The organism is Bacillus sp. YP1 (assembly GCF_000877815.1).
GTDB classification, from domain to species: domain Bacteria; phylum Bacillota; class Bacilli; order Bacillales; family Bacillaceae; genus Bacillus; species Bacillus subtilis.
Window position 1 is genome coordinate 2,914,769 of record NZ_CP010014.1, and the last position, 14,853, is coordinate 2,929,621.

Genomic DNA, 14,853 nt, shown 5'->3' on the forward strand with positions numbered 1-14,853 from the left:
CGGCTGGCCCAAGAAACATTCAGAAAAAGATCATTTCATTTGGTTATTATCGTAGCGGCCTGCGGAAATATTTTCAAGAACGGATGGGCACGTTAGATCCTTACGATTTTTTCTGCTGACTCGTCAATTTGAACGGCAATATGGTATAATTAATAACAATTTTCATTTAGGAGGCAATTTTCGTATGCGAGAGGATACAAAGGTTTATGATATTACAATTATAGGCGGGGGACCGGTCGGCTTATTCACCGCTTTTTACGGCGGGATGAGACAGGCAAGCGTCAAAATTATCGAAAGCCTGCCTCAGCTCGGCGGACAGCTTAGCGCCCTATACCCTGAGAAGTATATATATGATGTAGCGGGATTCCCGAAAATCCGTGCGCAAGAGCTTATCAATAACCTAAAAGAGCAAATGGCAAAATTCGACCAAACCATTTGTCTGGAGCAAGCGGTTGAATCTGTTGAGAAACAAGCGGACGGCGTGTTTAAGCTTGTAACAAATGAAGAAACCCACTACTCTAAAACGGTCATCATCACTGCAGGAAACGGCGCATTCAAACCGAGAAAGCTGGAACTTGAAAATGCCGAGCAGTATGAAGGCAAAAACCTCCATTACTTCGTTGATGATCTGCAAAAATTTGCCGGCAGACGCGTTGCGATCCTTGGCGGTGGAGATTCCGCGGTTGACTGGGCGCTTATGCTTGAGCCGATCGCAAAAGAAGTATCGATCATTCACCGCCGCGACAAGTTCCGTGCGCACGAGCACAGTGTGGAAAACCTTCATGCGTCGAAGGTTAATGTCCTGACACCATTCGTCCCTGCGGAGCTGATCGGCGAAGACAAAATCGAACAGCTAGTGCTTGAAGAAGTGAAAGGCGACCGCAAAGAGATTTTAGAAATTGATGACTTAATCGTCAACTACGGTTTCGTTTCATCTCTTGGACCGATCAAAAACTGGGGCCTGGACATCGAGAAAAATTCCATTGTCGTGAAATCAACAATGGAAACAAATATCGAAGGCTTCTTTGCAGCAGGTGACATTTGTACATATGAAGGAAAAGTCAACCTGATTGCCAGCGGCTTCGGTGAGGCACCGACAGCAGTGAACAACGCCAAGGCTTACATGGACCCGAAAGCCCGCGTACAGCCTCTTCACTCAACAAGTCTTTTTGAAAATAAATAATAAAAAAGGAGCTTGTGTCTGCGACACAGCTCCTTTTTTATTTGAAGATATTTATATAATTCAATGCAGTTCCTACAACCAGCGCAATCACAAGGGCTGCGACTACCCAGATCATTGCCATAATAATGCGGTCCTGAATCTTTTGGGACTTCGGTGTTTTTTCTTCGTTTTGGGCCATCTTATTCGCTCCTTTCCCATGTCCATGCCATAAAGAAAGCCTGGTGCTGAACGACCAAGCTTTGCTGAACGTATATCATTCGCGTTTTGATCCGCTCTCTAAGACCATTCGTTAAAACTATGATACCTAAACTCACCCTGCATGACAAGCTTCGGCACTTGCACCACACCTGCCAGCAAATCATAATGTTTGACATCCTAAATAAAACAGAGTACATTATAGAAGGCGAACATTTCATATATTATACTTTTAAATATTCGTTTTTAGGAGTGAAAACCATGGAAAACGTATTTGATTACGAAGATATTCAGCTAATTCCTGCAAAATGCATTGTAAATAGCCGTTCAGAATGTGATACATCCGTACGTTTAGGCGGACGTACATTTAAATTGCCCGTCGTCCCTGCCAATATGCAGACGATTATAGATGAAAAACTAGCGATTTCATTAGCCGAAAATGGCTACTTTTATGTGATGCACCGATTTGAACCTGAAAATCGGATTGATTTTATTAAAGATATGAACGCACGCGGGTTATTCTCTTCTATCAGCGTGGGCGTCAAAGATGAGGAGTATGAATTTGTCCGCCAGCTGGCAGAAGAAAATCTGACTCCTGAATACGTGACAATTGACATTGCTCACGGGCACTCAAATGCTGTCATTGAAATGATCCAGCACCTTAAAAAACATTTGCCGGACAGCTTTGTTATTGCTGGCAACGTCGGAACGCCAGAAGCAGTCAGAGAGCTTGAAAATGCGGGAGCGGATGCCACTAAAGTCGGCATCGGACCGGGAAAAGTATGTATTACGAAAATCAAAACCGGCTTCGGCACAGGCGGCTGGCAATTAGCAGCGCTGCGCTGGTGTGCCAAGGCTGCCAGCAAACCGATTATCGCGGATGGCGGCATCCGCACCCATGGTGACATCGCAAAATCAATCCGATTCGGCGCAACGATGGTCATGATCGGTTCACTATTTGCCGGACACGAAGAATCGCCAGGCCAAACGATCGAAAAAGACGGAAAGCTTTACAAGGAGTACTTCGGCTCAGCCTCTGAATTCCAAAAAGGCGAAAAGAAAAATGTCGAAGGCAAAAAAATGCATGTGGAGCATAAAGGCTCAATCAAGGATACACTGATTGAAATGGAGCAGGATCTTCAATCTTCTATTTCTTATGCAGGCGGAACAAAGCTTGACGCCATCCGCAATGTGGATTATGTGATTGTGAAGAATTCCATTTTTAATGGGGATAAATATTAATCATAAAAAAACGCCAAGTCAGCGGTTCTCCGCTTGAGTTGGCGTTTTCTGCTACTTCTTCAGCAAAGTAAGCTTATATTTGCTTTTTGAATTTATTTTCCATCAGTTCTGCCATTTGTTTTGCATTTGGATTTTCTTCATTTTGCAACTGTTCAATGATGTTCATATAATCCGTTTCATTTCGGTTCTGGCTTAATTTATATGCCGCTTGAATGTCTTCCACCTTAATCTTAAATCCAACGATACCTTTCAATTCACGTTCTAAGAGTTTTGGAGAAAGCTTATCCCATAAAACAGGATTGTCACGATGTTTTTCGTATTTCTCCAGCATGATTGTTAATTCTTCTGCTAATTCATCTTTCTCTAACATACTTGCTTTTCCATACATGTGGACAGCCTGATAATTCCACGTCGGAACATTTTCGCGCGAATACCAGGAAGAAGAAATATAAGCGTGCGGTCCCTGAAACATCACAAGCACATCTTCACAGGCTTCAAACGTTCTCCACTGAGGATTTCCATAAGCGAAATGCCCCGTAATATAGTAATGATCGTCTTTTTTATTGAATCCTAACGGCAAATGTGTGGCAATTGGTTTTCCTTGTTCTGTTGTGACAACCGTACCAAAGGAGTTTTCTTGTACAAAATTCCAAATTTCTTCAGCATTTGTGACCTTAAAATATTTTGGAATATACATCATCATCCACCCTTCGAAAAATGTTATATGAGTGTTTTAGCCATGATTAAATCCGTTTGCTCTTCATCACCCATATAAAAAGAGTGGGCGCCGGTCTGAACAAACCCCATTTTCTTATAAAAGGCGATGGCATTTTCATTTTTTTCCCACACACCTAGCCAAATGTTCTTTTTATTACGTTCCAGCGCAATTTCTATCGCTTTATTCAGCAGATGTTTGCCAAGCCCATGTTTTTGAAAGCTGTTCTTTATATAAATTCTCTCGATTTCAAGTGATTCAGCACCCATTTCTTCAGACTGAGCATCATCGATATTGACTTTTACATATCCAGCGATTTCATGATCAAAGTAAATAAAAAAGAATTGCGAAGACATATTGGATAACTCTTTTTCCAGCTGCTCAGTGTTAAATGCGCTTTCTAAATAGGCTTTCATATTTTCAGGTGAGTTCTGTTCCTTAAAAGTGTCATTGAATGTTTCAATACTCAATTGTTGAAGTGTTTGTAAATCTTCCCGGCTGCATTTTTTCATTTTTACACTCATTGTTCGGATTCAGCCCCTTTATTTTAAATTCAATTGTCTAGTGTCCCTTTTATATATTTAAACACGGAACAGATACTGGCCTTGTTACCAGTCCAAAAATCTTCTTCATCACCAACTCCCTATCATGTTTTTGTTGTAAATGCAATAAAATATACTCCGCATTAAATATAGCGTAACTTTGCTGTATTTACAACAAAAATCAAACAACAAAGCAGCGTTTCTCTTGCCGAAGTCCCCGGAACTCTCTGCATCATTTCCCCATAATAAAAACGCCTCCCTTAACGATGATTTATCGCTAAGAAAAGCGTCATTAATAGTTGCTATCCGTTTTTAGTGCCTAGCACTCTTCAGGCTTGCCTGCATTCGTTGCTGTTCTGAACGAAGAACCGCAGCCGCATGAAGCGATGGCGTTTGGATTGTCGATGGTGAAGCCGCCGCCGAGCATGGATTGTTTATAATCAATCACGGTGCCGTTCATGATGTCAAGGCTTTCTTTGTCAACTAGAACAGTGATGCCGTGCTGATCAAACACACTGTCTGATTCACTCTTTTCATGCTCAAAGCCCATGCCGTAAGAAAGTCCGCTGCAGCCGCCGCCTTTGACGCCTACACGCAGAAACGCGTTTTCTTCTTCATGCTCTTTCATCATATCTTTTATATGCAAAGCTGCTGCTTCTGTAATTGTTACCGGGTTGCTCATCATTGTGAACCTCCTTTTAAAAACCGGTTGCTGTCTTTTATTATAAACATGATCGTTCCAATTCTCAAACAAGGTGTTTTACAAGAAATAGACACCCTCACAAACGGTTTCAGCCGGCCCTGTCATCATTACATGGCCGTTATCTTTCCAGTTTATCACCAAATCCCCGCCTGCTAAATGCACCGTGATGTCTTGATTTCGCTTTGATACGCCGTTTAATACAGATGCGACCGCCGCTGCACATGCTCCTGTCCCGCATGCCTGAGTAATCCCTGATCCCCGTTCCCAGACGCGGAAATGCAATTCTTGTTCATTCACGGTTTCAACGAATTCCACATTGATGCCTTCCGGAAATCTCGGATCTTTCTCAATCACCGGCCCCAGTGTCGTTAAGGGTGCCTGTTCAATGTCTGCGATCGGAAAAACGATATGCGGATTTCCCATTGAAACGGCAGTGCCTGTTAGTTCTACTTCACCAAATGCCATCGTTTCATTGATTGTGTGCTCTTCCCCGCCGTCAAGCATCGGAAGCTCGGATTTTGTCAAGCGCGGTTCGCCCATATCGACAGTGACCACATTCACTTTTCCGTTTTCGACTTGAACCTCCGCTTTTACAAGCCCGGAGAGAGTTTCAATCAGAAAAGATGTTTCCTCAACCAGCTTATGCTCATATGCGTATTTTGCGACGCAGCGCAGGCCGTTGCCGCAGTTTTTCCCTTCAGACCCGTCATTATTAAAAATCCGCATTTTAACAGGCGCTTGGTCTGATGGGCATATCAGGATCATTCCGTCGGATCCGATCCCTGTATAAACAGAAGAAACCTGAATTGCAATCTCTGACAGTTTTTCTTCTGGAAGCTGTTCTTCAAATTGATTCACATAAATATAACTGTTTCCCAGGCCGTGCATTTTGGTAAATCGAAATGAGTTCATAGGTGCCTCCAACTTTTTTTCTTTTTCTTAGTATAAAAGCTATTATAAGCGGACACAATACAATTATCCCCCGTTTTTCATACATAAAAGCTCCTTGCACTGACGCAAGGAGCTTTTATCGTTTATATAAACATGCCGGCAATGGCTGCGCTGAGCAGATTGGCTAATGTTCCTGCAAGAACAGCCTTCAGGCCGAGACGTGCGATATCTGAACGGCGGCTGGGCGCTAAACCGCCAAGCGTACCAAGCATAATCGCAATTGATGAAAAATTGGCGAATCCGCATAACGCGAAACTGATAATGGTAGCAGTTTTCTTAGAAAACTCGCCGATGTGCGGACCGAAGTTAGAATAAGCGACAAACTCATTCAGCACCAATTTCTGGCCGATATAGCTTCCCGCCTGCAATGCTTCATGCCAAGGCACGCCAATCAAAAAGGCGATAGGAGAAAACACATAGCCGAGAATGGATTCTAATGTTACGCCTTTTAAACCGAACAAGCCGAAAGCCCCGCCGAGAATACCGTTTACTACAGCGATTAACGCAACAAATGCAAGCAGCATCGCCCCAACGTTTAACGCAATTTGCAGTCCTGTTGACGCTCCCTTTGCCGCTGCGTCAATGACATTGGCTGCGCCTTCGCCTTCATCCATTTTGAAATCGCTTTTTACGGTTTGCGTTTTTTCCGTTTCGGGTATAATCAATTTACCAAAGACTAGTCCAGCTGGAGCAGCCATAAAGCTGGCCGCCAGCAAGTATTCAATCGGAATACCGAGAAGCGCGTACCCAAACAAGGTAGATCCCGCTACTGCCGATAGACCGCTCGTCATAATCGTAAACAACTCAGAGCGCGTCAGCCCGGCAATCAGGGGTTTGATCACTAACGGAGATTCTGATTGTCCCACAAAAATATTGGCAGCAGCCGCCAGAGATTCCGTTTTGCTTGTTCCAAGGAGCTTCGACAATCCGCCGCCAATGACACGGAAAACGAGCTGCATGATTTTCAAATGATATAAAACTGCAATCAGTGCTGAGAAGAAAATGATAACGGGCAGTACACTTAATGCAAATGCCGGACTGTCTCCGACCTTTAGAAGCGGTCCAAAAATAAAACTGATGCCTTCATTCGCATAGTCAATCAGAAGCTGTACACGGCTTGAAAACCATAAAAAAACAGCGCGTCCCGCTTCCCATTTCAACACGATGTATCCAAACGCCACCTGTGTGCATAAACCAACGATGACGGTTCTTATCTTAATATTGCTTTTCTTTTCTGAAAATAAAAACGCGATAGCAATGATCGCAACTGCGCCCAGCAGCCCCCACAGAACATTCATGAATACTCGTACACCTCTTAAATTTTATTTAAAAAAATATCTTTTATACGATAACAATAATATTTTTTGATGTCTACACATTTTTTTAGTTCTTTTGTACGGCAAAATAAAAAAGGGCCTGTCCAGGCCCTTTTCTTTAAAACATTGGATTTTCTTCAATAAAGGTATATATATTCTCAACAAGCTCAGCAGGCGTTTCACCCATGACGACTTCTCCGTTTACCAGAGCGAAAAGCGATTCCATGCATGTCCCGCAGTAGCTTAAGCAGCCATATTCAAGGACATCAAGGTTGGGATCCTTCTCCAAAATCGCCCGGGCTTCCTGAGAGCCGTGAGCCAGATTGCTGACACAAAATTCAATCATTGGATTCATGCGGTTTCACCTCACATATGTCCATTATCGCGAATTTTTCACTATTCGTCAAAGACAACGGATGATTCAAAATTTATTATCGTAACATATTATTTCTCAAATAACGTTTTACTAATTTGTGTTTTCAGGCTAAATTGTAGGTTATTTTGAAACTATTATTGTGATTTTAGATCAAATTCGATATAATTCTAGATGTTATTTTACATAGTTCGTATTTTCTTCAATGTATCTATCATACTCTTCGGATTAAAGGGGAATTCAAATGAAAAAATTGGTCTTGATCGGCGGAGGTTACGGGAACATGCGTGTTCTTCATCGCTTATTGCCAAACCAGCTGCCTGATGATGTTTCAATCACGTTAATTGACAGAAATCCTTATCACTGCTTGAAAACAGAATATTATGCCCTTGCCGCAGGTACAATTTCTGACCATCATATCAGAGTGTCATTCCCAGAGCACCCTCGACTGGATGTCCAATACGGTGATATCACATCAATTGATATTGTACAAAAACAAGTGCTGTTCCAAGATCGTGAACCGATTTCTTACGATGACGCCGTAATCGGGCTCGGCTGTGAGGATAAATATCACAACGTGCCGGGAGCGCCTGAATTCACCTACAGTATTCAAACCATTGATCAGTCCCGCGAAACCTACCAAAAGCTGAATAATCTGAGCGCTAATGCCACCGTCGCCATTGTCGGAGCGGGCTTAAGCGGCGTTGAGCTTGCAAGTGAATTGAGAGAAAGCCGTGATGACCTGAACATTATTTTGTTCGACCGCGGTAATCTCATTTTATCAAGCTTTCCCGAGCGTTTAAGCAAATATGTGCAAAAATGGTTCGAAGAGCACGGTGTCCGCATTATTAACAGGGCAAATATCACAAAAGTAGAAGAAGGCGTTGTGTATAACCACGATGATCCGATTTCTGCAGACGCCATCGTGTGGACAGCCGGCATCCAGCCAAACAAAGTCGTCAGAGACTTAGATGTGGAGAAGGACGCACAAGGGCGTATTGTATTAACGCCACATCACAATCTTCCAGGTGATGAACATCTGTACGTTGTCGGCGATTGCGCCAGCCTTCCTCATGCACCGAGCGCCCAGCTGGCAGAGGCTCAAGCAGAGCAGATTGTCCAAATCTTGCAAAAACGCTGGAATGGAGAAGCCCTGCCTGAATCAATGCCTCAGTTTAAGCTTAAAGGCGTCCTCGGTTCACTCGGAAAAAAAGCCGGCTTCGGGCTTGTTGCTGACCGTCCGCTGATCGGCCGTGTTCCGCGTATGCTGAAATCCGGCTTGCTGTGGATGTATAAACACCATAACGGTTAATGATAGAGAAGAACCGCTGATCAAGTCAGCGGTTTTCTGTATACCCATGCTTCTCCATTTCCTCATAAACGTCTTTTAATTTTGGATTGCCTTCACCGACAATTTTGTCTTCTACGAGCACAAGCGGATAAAAATACTCGTCATTTCTGATTTTTTCCGCAAGCTCTTTCGCATGTTCATTGTCAGGCGGCTCATGAATATCGATGTACTGCATCTCAAAAGGCTGATTTGGATATTTTCTTTTCAGCGCAGCCTCAAGCCACTCGTATGTATCCTTGGCTGTCGGCATATTGACACAGCTCGCACAAACGGTTTCTGCCCCGTACACGCTTAGCATGACTGGTTTCATCACTTGTAAACGCCCCCTTCTCCTAGTCCTTTCTTTTAAGTATACAGAGCCAAAGGGCGTTTTTATAGAAAAAAACCGTTTTTGTGTTGAAGTCTGAATGTGCTATAATAGGGAGAGCAACTTTGCAAACCAAACAATAGATTTTTATTGTTACACTGAATATAATGGTTTTATGACGACGAAAGGAGCGAATGTCATGACTGAAGTTGAAATGAAAGAACAGGTGCAGGAAGTACTGGACAAACTTCGTCCGTTTTTACTTCGTGACGGCGGTGACTGTGAGCTTGTAGACGTAGATGAAGGTATCGTTAAGCTTCGCCTTCTAGGCGCATGCGGCAGCTGCCCAAGTTCAACAATTACGCTGAAAGCCGGAATTGAGCGCGCTCTTCTAGAAGAAGTGCCGGGTGTCGTTGAAGTAGAACAAGTCTTTTAATAAAGCAGCCAGGCGGATATTTGATCAGCCTGGCTTTTTTTATTAGAGATATTGGTCAAACCATGAGCTGATATAATTCAGGCGCTTGATCCGCTGTCTTGGGTGTCCGGTGCGTGACAAATTGTGCGATGCATTCGGAAACCGGACAAGCATGGTTTCCTTGCCCATTTTTTTCAGAGCGATAAACAGCTGCTCCGCCTGCTCGATCGGGCATCGGTCATCCCGCTCGCCATGCAGAATCAAAAGCGGTGTCTCCACGTTTGCTGCGTATTTTAAAGGAGACCGGTCCCAGAGCTTTTCTGTGTCCTCAAACATGTCATGCTCAAGCTGCCAGTCTGTAAAGAAATAGCCGATATCACTGACGCCGTGAAAGCTGATCCAGTTTGATATCGAGCGCTGGGTAACGGCAGCTTTAAAGCGGTTCGTCTGCCCGACGATCCAGTTGGTCATAAAACCTCCGTAGCTTCCGCCCGTGACACCGAGCCGCTTAGGATCAATATGCGGATCTCGCTTGATAGCCTCATCCACAGCTTGCATCACATCGTCATAATCCTTTCCTCCATAATCCCCTCTGACCGCATTTACAAATTCCTGCCCGTAGCCGTGGCTTCCTCTCGGATTGATATAAACGACCGCGTATCCTTTCGCCGCCAGCACCTGAAACTCATGAAAATATGTATGTCCGTACATCATATGCGGACCGCCGTGTATGTTGAGAATAAGTGGATATGTTGTCTCACCTTCCATTTGTGCAGGCTTCATCAGCCAGCCGTTCACCGTCACGCCGTCTTCTGTAGCATATTGAATCTCTTCAGGTATTGATATCATATGCTCACTGACAAACTTGTCATTCGCGCCAGTCAGCTGTTTCTCTTCCTGTCCAAGCGGGATACTGTAAAGCTCACTCGGTCTGTCCGGCTTAGTCACACTGGCAATAAAGTGCTGTTCATCAGGTGAAAGAGAAAAGCTATTAATGTATTCTTTTTCCAGACGAATCGGATATACAAGGCCTTCAATCGAAATATAATAGATGCCCGTATTGCCTTGATCTGTGCCGATGACATAAAACCCTTGGCTGTCCTTTGTCCAAATCGGGCGCTGTTCAGCACCACCGATCAATGAATCTCCAATCAGCGCATCCGCTAAATGAACGTCCAGCATCTCAGTCAGACATGTGAGGCGGCCTTGTTCGATATCATAGAGCCACGCCTTTGAGAGCGTTGCATTCTTATATTCCTTTTCATTTCCAAGCAAAGCAAGATACCTTCCGTCTGGTGAAAATGAACTAGATCCGAATGAGCCGCGATGAGGTGTAACCTGCTTAAGATCTCCAGACTCCAGTGACATCATGTAAACATCATGCGGCTTGCTGGCATCATCTGTTTCAGTTAAATTAGCTGAGAAAACAAGCCATTTGCCGTCAGGAGAAAAAGCAGGATCACCATGATCAGCTTTGTGATTTGTCAGCTCCTTCATCTCACCCGACTTTACGCTGACAAGCACAAGCTGGGCATACGCGCCTCTCGTCAGCCCTTTGCCGTCCCGTTTGTAGGAGAGGCTTTGCACCTCAACAGGTTCATAGCTGTCTTGCTCTGTTTTTTCTCGGTCATCAATGCTTTCTCCCTCTCCTAAACTGACAGTGACCAGAATCGATTCGCCATCCGGGGACCATATTGGCTTTGACACGCCATATGGGATATCAGTCAGTTTTCTTGCTTCTCCGCCTTCAGCGCTCATGATATAAAGCTGTGCCGCATCGCCTTCTCGATCAGAAATAAAGGCTAGCGTACGCCCGTCCGGAGACCACCTTGGGTCGGTGCTTCGCTTTTCTCCATGTGTCCAAGGAACAGATCCACCCGTTTTCGTTTCATAGATCCATATATTTGATGTATACGAATCTTTCTCTTGATTTACTTGTGATTTTACATATGCGGCACGGGTGCCGTCTGGGGCGTATTGAGGATCGGTCACAGAGACAATCGCTGTGATGTCTTCTGCGGTTATCAGCTTTTTCATATTCATCTCCTCCTTTTTACATGTATTTCGTTTTTCTAAATAAAAACTCCTTTATCTCCAGCAAAAAAAAGCGCCCTCCGCTGACGCTGAGGGACGCTTGGCATGATCTATACACTTTTTACTTGATATAAAGGATTTCGCTCTATTATACTTCCCTCTTTCGGAACGGTCAAAGCGTCTACTTCACAATGAGGGAAATGAAGCGCGAGCTGTTCTTTTAGCTCTTCTCCCTTTCCTTTTTCGGTCATGACGAGAATCGTTGGGCCTGCTCCGCTGAGAGCCGTTCCATATGCGCCCTTCATCTCGGCGACGTGCTCTACTTTTGACAGCTCAGGCACAAGCATCGCCCGGTACGGCTGATGGAACATATCCTTCTTCATGATTTTCCCGACAAGCGGCCAATCCTTCGACATGATCGCAGCAATGAGGATATTGCTGACAGCACTTGCTTTTACGGCATCGGCATATGGAAACTCCTTCGGAAGCACGTCTCTCGCGTCTCTTGTCAGCACTTCATAAAAAGGAATGACAACGACTACGTCAATGTCAGCATTCGGGACGCGGATCATTTGGGTCTCGTCATCCTCATGCAGGCCGATCACAAGTCCGCCGACGAGAGAAGCGCCAGCATTGTCCGGGTGTCCTTCTTCTAGACTGGCTAAATGCAGCTTGTCCGCTTCAGACAGCTTTAAGCCGCATAATTCATCAGCCAGTTCAATGGCCGCTACAATCGCCGCGGCGCTGCTGCCAAGGCCGCGTGCAAGCGGGATGTCGCTCCACACCTTCACATGGACAGGAGGCATTTCTTTTCCGTACAAATCTGCGGTCCGTTTAGCCACTTGATAGATCAGGTTATCTGTACCCGCCGGAATTCCGGCGACTGTTTCTGTTTCAGCTTCAAAAGACCATTTGTCGCTTTCAAAGACGGTCAGCTTCAAATATCTGCTGAGCGCCATTCCGACTGAATCAAAGCCGGGGCCTAGGTTAGCTGTGCTTCCGGGAACAGTGACAGAGAACAGCATGTCGGCTTCGTTCATACACGGGCCGCTCCTTTTACATATTCAAGGATGCTGTCTTCATCAGTCGGCAATGTGACAGGCTTGATTTCTGAAATGTCGACCGCTGTGTTCGGATCTTTCAGTCCGTTTCCTGTTAACACAGCTACGACCTTGCTGCCTTTCGGAATTTCTCCGGATTTCACCTGTTTCAGCACTCCTGCGATAGACGCGCAAGAACCCGGTTCTGCAAACACGCCTTCTACACGGGCGATCAACTGATATGCGTGAAGGATTTCATCATCAGTGACTTCGTCAATTTTCCCATTGGATTCCTTGGCTGCCTTTACAGCTTTGTCCCAGCTTGCCGGGTTTCCGATACGAATGGCTGTCGCTATTGTTTCAGGATTTTCAATCACTTCATTGCGCACGATTGCCGCCGCACCCTCAGCTTCAAAGCCGCGCATTTTCGGAAGGCCTGTGCCGTTTTTCTCATGATATTCCTTGAAGCCCTTCCAGTACGCAGTGATGTTTCCAGCGTTTCCGACCGGGATCGCTAAAACATCAGGCGCTTCCCCCAGCTGTTCGCACACTTCGAAGGCAGCAGTTTTTTGGCCTTCAATGCGGTAAGGGTTGACTGAGTTGACAAGGGCAATCGGTGATTTCTCACAGATGGAACGGACAATTTTAAGCGCATCGTCAAAGTTTCCGTCAATTGCGATAATCTCGGCTCCGTACATGACAGCTTGAGCGAGTTTTCCAAATGCAATTTTTCCATTCGGGATGATGACAATGCATTTCATGTTAGCACGGGCTGCATATGCTGCCGCAGCAGCGGAAGTGTTACCTGTTGACGCGCACATAATCGTGTCATTGCCTTCTTCTTTGGCCTTGGCCACAGCCATAACCATTCCGCGATCTTTAAATGATCCCGTAGGATTGACGCCTTCCGTTTTGACATGAAGCTCAATTCCGAGCTGCTCAGACAGCTTAGGCAGGTGAATAAGAGGTGTGTTTCCTTCATGTAAAGTTAGCGCCGGTGTTTGATCTGTTACAGGTAAAAATTCTTTATATTGATGGATAAGTCCTTTCCACATTAGCTCCAACCGTTCCCTTCTACACGATATGTGCTTTTGACTTCTTGAACGACTTCCAAATCATTTAGGTTTTGCAAAATATCACTGAAATCAGCTTCTGATGTATGATGTGTGACAATTACGATTTCAGCTAACTCATCATGGCCTTTAATTGGCAGCTGAAGGATTTTTTCAAAGCTCACGCCCCGCTCTGAGAACACAGATGTAATTTTCGAGAATGAACCAACCTCATCTTTTACATGAATTCTTAAAAACTGCTGTGCATAAATGTCAGACGGCGATTTCATGTTTTTCTCATATTGCGGTCCGACAAAGCTGTTGCCGGTTACACCGAGGCGCATATTTTTCATGACAGCGACGAGGTCAGAAACAACGGATGTCGCTGTCGGCATGCTTCCGGCTCCCGGCCCGTAGAACATCGTCTCACCGACAGCCTCGCCGTATACATAAACAGCGTTAAACTCATTATGAACAGCAGAAAGCGGATGGTGGTCAGGAAGCAGTGTCGGCTGTACGCTGACCTCGATTTTGCTGCCGTCACGCTGAGCAATCCCGATCAGCTTCATTGTATAGCCGAGGCGTTTGCTGAAGCTGATGTCCTCGTCTGTAATTTGGGAGATCCCCTTTACTTTGACGTCTTCCAAATCCACGTTCATCGAGAAGCCGAGGCGCGCCAATATCGCCATTTTCCGTGCGGCGTCAAGCCCTTCCACGTCAGAAGTCGGATCAGCTTCGGCAAAACCGAGATCCTGCGCTTCCTTGAGCACTTCCTCGTATGGGCTTTTCTCTTTGATCATTTTTGTTAAGATAAAGTTTGTTGTGCCGTTCACAATTCCCATCATTTTTGTAATTCGATCAGATGAGAGGCCTTCCTCTAACGTGCGCAGAATCGGAATCCCGCCGGCAACACTGGCTTCAAAGTAGATATCGCATCCATTTTCCTTCGCTTCAGCAAGCAGCTCGGAGCCGTACACAGCCATTAAGTCCTTGTTTGCTGTGACAACATGCTTTTTCGATCTCAGCGCGTCGACCAAATATTGTTTTGTCTGCTCAACGCCGCCGATCACCTCGATGACGACATCAACATCTGGATCATCAATGACATCATACACTTCTGTTGTAAGCACTTCTTTCGGCAAATCTACTTCTCTCTTTTTCTCTACATCTTTTACAAGCACTTTTTTTATCGTAACCGGACAGCCGACCTGATGCATAAGCTTATCCTGATGGTCTTGAATAATTTTAACGACACCGCTTCCGACGGTACCTAAACCTAAAAGCCCTACACGAATCGCTTTCAAAAAAACTCCACCTTTCTTTTGATTGTCCTCTTGAAAAAGACAATTGTTAACTCAACACAGACATATAAGTTACAAACATTATATAAGCCCGCTCCTATTTTGACAAGACAGCATTAGGCTGAATTTTGCG

General features: G+C 44.9%; 16 protein-coding genes. 4 read left to right on the top strand and 12 right to left on the bottom strand.

From position 1 onward, the window contains the following. Positions 1-184: 184 nt before the first annotated feature. Positions 185-1,183, top strand: a complete 999-nt coding sequence (yumC, locus tag QF06_RS14375) for a ferredoxin--NADP reductase 2 (protein ID WP_003220618.1) — start codon at positions 185-187, stop codon at positions 1,181-1,183. A gap of 37 nt (positions 1,184-1,220) precedes the next feature. On the opposite strand, the gene QF06_RS21450 is transcribed toward yumC, so the two are convergent. Next, complete coding sequence (locus QF06_RS21450) at positions 1,221-1,361, bottom strand: hypothetical protein (protein WP_003228723.1); 141 nt, start codon at positions 1,359-1,361, stop codon at positions 1,221-1,223. Between the two features lie 278 nt (positions 1,362-1,639). On the opposite strand from QF06_RS21450, the gene guaC reads away from it, so the two are divergent. Next, positions 1,640-2,620 carry a GMP reductase gene (gene guaC / locus QF06_RS14380; protein ID WP_041850572.1) on the top strand — a complete coding sequence of 327 codons (981 nt, stop codon included), beginning with the start codon at positions 1,640-1,642 and terminating at the stop codon, positions 2,618-2,620. Between the two features lie 73 nt (positions 2,621-2,693). On the opposite strand, the gene paiB is transcribed toward guaC, so the two are convergent. The 6 genes from paiB to QF06_RS14410 all read right to left on the bottom strand — a co-directional run bounded on the left by paiB (position 2,694) and on the right by QF06_RS14410 (position 7,202). Then, entirely contained in the window at positions 2,694-3,317 is a 624-nt protein-coding gene (gene paiB / locus QF06_RS14385; protein ID WP_014480733.1) for a protease synthase/sporulation negative transcriptional regulator PaiB, read from the bottom strand. 23 nt (positions 3,318-3,340) lie between these two features. Beyond that, positions 3,341-3,859, bottom strand: a complete 519-nt coding sequence (paiA, locus tag QF06_RS14390; RefSeq protein ID WP_003244000.1) for a spermidine/spermine N(1)-acetyltransferase — start codon at positions 3,857-3,859, stop codon at positions 3,341-3,343. A 337-nt stretch (positions 3,860-4,196) separates the two neighbouring features. Further along, entirely contained in the window at positions 4,197-4,559 is a 363-nt protein-coding gene (locus QF06_RS14395; protein ID WP_003244166.1) for a HesB/IscA family protein, read from the bottom strand. Positions 4,560-4,637: 78 nt separating this feature from the next. Next, positions 4,638-5,492, bottom strand: coding sequence for a diaminopimelate epimerase (gene dapF, locus QF06_RS14400; protein ID WP_003243745.1), 855 nt, complete (start codon positions 5,490-5,492; stop codon positions 4,638-4,640). Between the two features lie 122 nt (positions 5,493-5,614). Further along, complete coding sequence (locus QF06_RS14405) at positions 5,615-6,829, bottom strand: NupC/NupG family nucleoside CNT transporter (RefSeq protein ID WP_003228710.1); 1,215 nt, start codon at positions 6,827-6,829, stop codon at positions 5,615-5,617. A 136-nt stretch (positions 6,830-6,965) separates the two neighbouring features. Continuing rightward, a complete protein-coding gene (locus tag QF06_RS14410) occupies positions 6,966-7,202 on the bottom strand; it encodes a YuzB family protein (protein ID WP_003222913.1) in 237 nt (78 codons plus the stop codon). A gap of 262 nt (positions 7,203-7,464) precedes the next feature. Here QF06_RS14410 and QF06_RS14415 point away from each other — a divergent pair, with 262 nt between their 5' ends. Then, positions 7,465-8,532, top strand: coding sequence for an NAD(P)/FAD-dependent oxidoreductase (locus tag QF06_RS14415; RefSeq protein WP_003228707.1), 1,068 nt, complete (start codon positions 7,465-7,467; stop codon positions 8,530-8,532). Between the two features lie 25 nt (positions 8,533-8,557). On the opposite strand, the gene QF06_RS14420 is transcribed toward QF06_RS14415, so the two are convergent. Next, positions 8,558-8,884: a YuzD family protein gene (locus QF06_RS14420; protein WP_021480530.1), complete on the bottom strand. Its 327-nt coding sequence runs from the start codon at positions 8,882-8,884 to the stop codon at positions 8,558-8,560. 94 nt (positions 8,885-8,978) lie between these two features. Between QF06_RS14420 and QF06_RS14425 the strand changes: the two genes are divergently transcribed. Then, positions 8,979-9,314, top strand: coding sequence for a NifU family protein (locus QF06_RS14425; protein WP_010886606.1), 336 nt, complete (start codon positions 8,979-8,981; stop codon positions 9,312-9,314). A 42-nt stretch (positions 9,315-9,356) separates the two neighbouring features. Here QF06_RS14425 and QF06_RS14430 read toward each other — a convergent pair whose 3' ends face one another. The 4 genes from QF06_RS14430 to QF06_RS14445 form a co-directional block, all read right to left on the bottom strand. Next, on the bottom strand, positions 9,357-11,330 hold the full coding sequence (locus tag QF06_RS14430) for a S9 family peptidase (protein ID WP_041850571.1): 1,974 nt from the start codon (positions 11,328-11,330) through the stop codon (positions 9,357-9,359). A 107-nt stretch (positions 11,331-11,437) separates the two neighbouring features. Beyond that, entirely contained in the window at positions 11,438-12,367 is a 930-nt protein-coding gene (thrB, locus tag QF06_RS14435) for a homoserine kinase (protein WP_003228699.1), read from the bottom strand. After that, positions 12,364-13,422 carry a threonine synthase gene (gene thrC, locus QF06_RS14440; RefSeq protein ID WP_043940272.1) on the bottom strand — a complete coding sequence of 353 codons (1,059 nt, stop codon included), beginning with the start codon at positions 13,420-13,422 and terminating at the stop codon, positions 12,364-12,366. The genes thrB and thrC overlap by 4 nt, the downstream gene beginning before the upstream one ends. Further along, positions 13,422-14,723 (bottom strand): homoserine dehydrogenase, encoded by a 1,302-nt coding sequence (locus tag QF06_RS14445; RefSeq protein ID WP_014665242.1) that lies wholly within the window; start codon positions 14,721-14,723, stop codon positions 13,422-13,424. Before QF06_RS14445 ends, thrC begins: the two co-directional genes overlap by 1 nt. Positions 14,724-14,853: the final 130 nt, after the last annotated feature.

Excerpts from the sequence above, each read along its gene's own strand:
- yumC (WP_003220618.1), top strand. The coding sequence starts at position 185 with ATGCGAGAGGATACAAAGGTTTATGATATTACAATTATAGGCGGGGGA.
- QF06_RS21450 (WP_003228723.1), bottom strand. The coding sequence starts at position 1,361 with ATGGCCCAAAACGAAGAAAAAACACCGAAGTCCCAAAAGATTCAGGAC.
- guaC (WP_041850572.1), top strand. The coding sequence starts at position 1,640 with ATGGAAAACGTATTTGATTACGAAGATATTCAGCTAATTCCTGCAAAA.
- paiB (WP_014480733.1), bottom strand. The coding sequence starts at position 3,317 with ATGTATATTCCAAAATATTTTAAGGTCACAAATGCTGAAGAAATTTGG.
- paiA (WP_003244000.1), bottom strand. The coding sequence starts at position 3,859 with ATGAGTGTAAAAATGAAAAAATGCAGCCGGGAAGATTTACAAACACTT.
- QF06_RS14395 (WP_003244166.1), bottom strand. The coding sequence starts at position 4,559 with ATGAGCAACCCGGTAACAATTACAGAAGCAGCAGCTTTGCATATAAAA.
- dapF (WP_003243745.1), bottom strand. The coding sequence starts at position 5,492 with ATGAACTCATTTCGATTTACCAAAATGCACGGCCTGGGAAACAGTTAT.
- QF06_RS14405 (WP_003228710.1), bottom strand. The coding sequence starts at position 6,829 with ATGAATGTTCTGTGGGGGCTGCTGGGCGCAGTTGCGATCATTGCTATC.
- QF06_RS14410 (WP_003222913.1), bottom strand. The coding sequence starts at position 7,202 with ATGAATCCAATGATTGAATTTTGTGTCAGCAATCTGGCTCACGGCTCT.
- QF06_RS14415 (WP_003228707.1), top strand. The coding sequence starts at position 7,465 with ATGAAAAAATTGGTCTTGATCGGCGGAGGTTACGGGAACATGCGTGTT.
- QF06_RS14425 (WP_010886606.1), top strand. The coding sequence starts at position 8,979 with ATGTGCTATAATAGGGAGAGCAACTTTGCAAACCAAACAATAGATTTT.
- QF06_RS14430 (WP_041850571.1), bottom strand. The coding sequence starts at position 11,330 with ATGAAAAAGCTGATAACCGCAGAAGACATCACAGCGATTGTCTCTGTG.
- thrB (WP_003228699.1), bottom strand. The coding sequence starts at position 12,367 with ATGAACGAAGCCGACATGCTGTTCTCTGTCACTGTTCCCGGAAGCACA.
- thrC (WP_043940272.1), bottom strand. The coding sequence starts at position 13,422 with ATGTGGAAAGGACTTATCCATCAATATAAAGAATTTTTACCTGTAACA.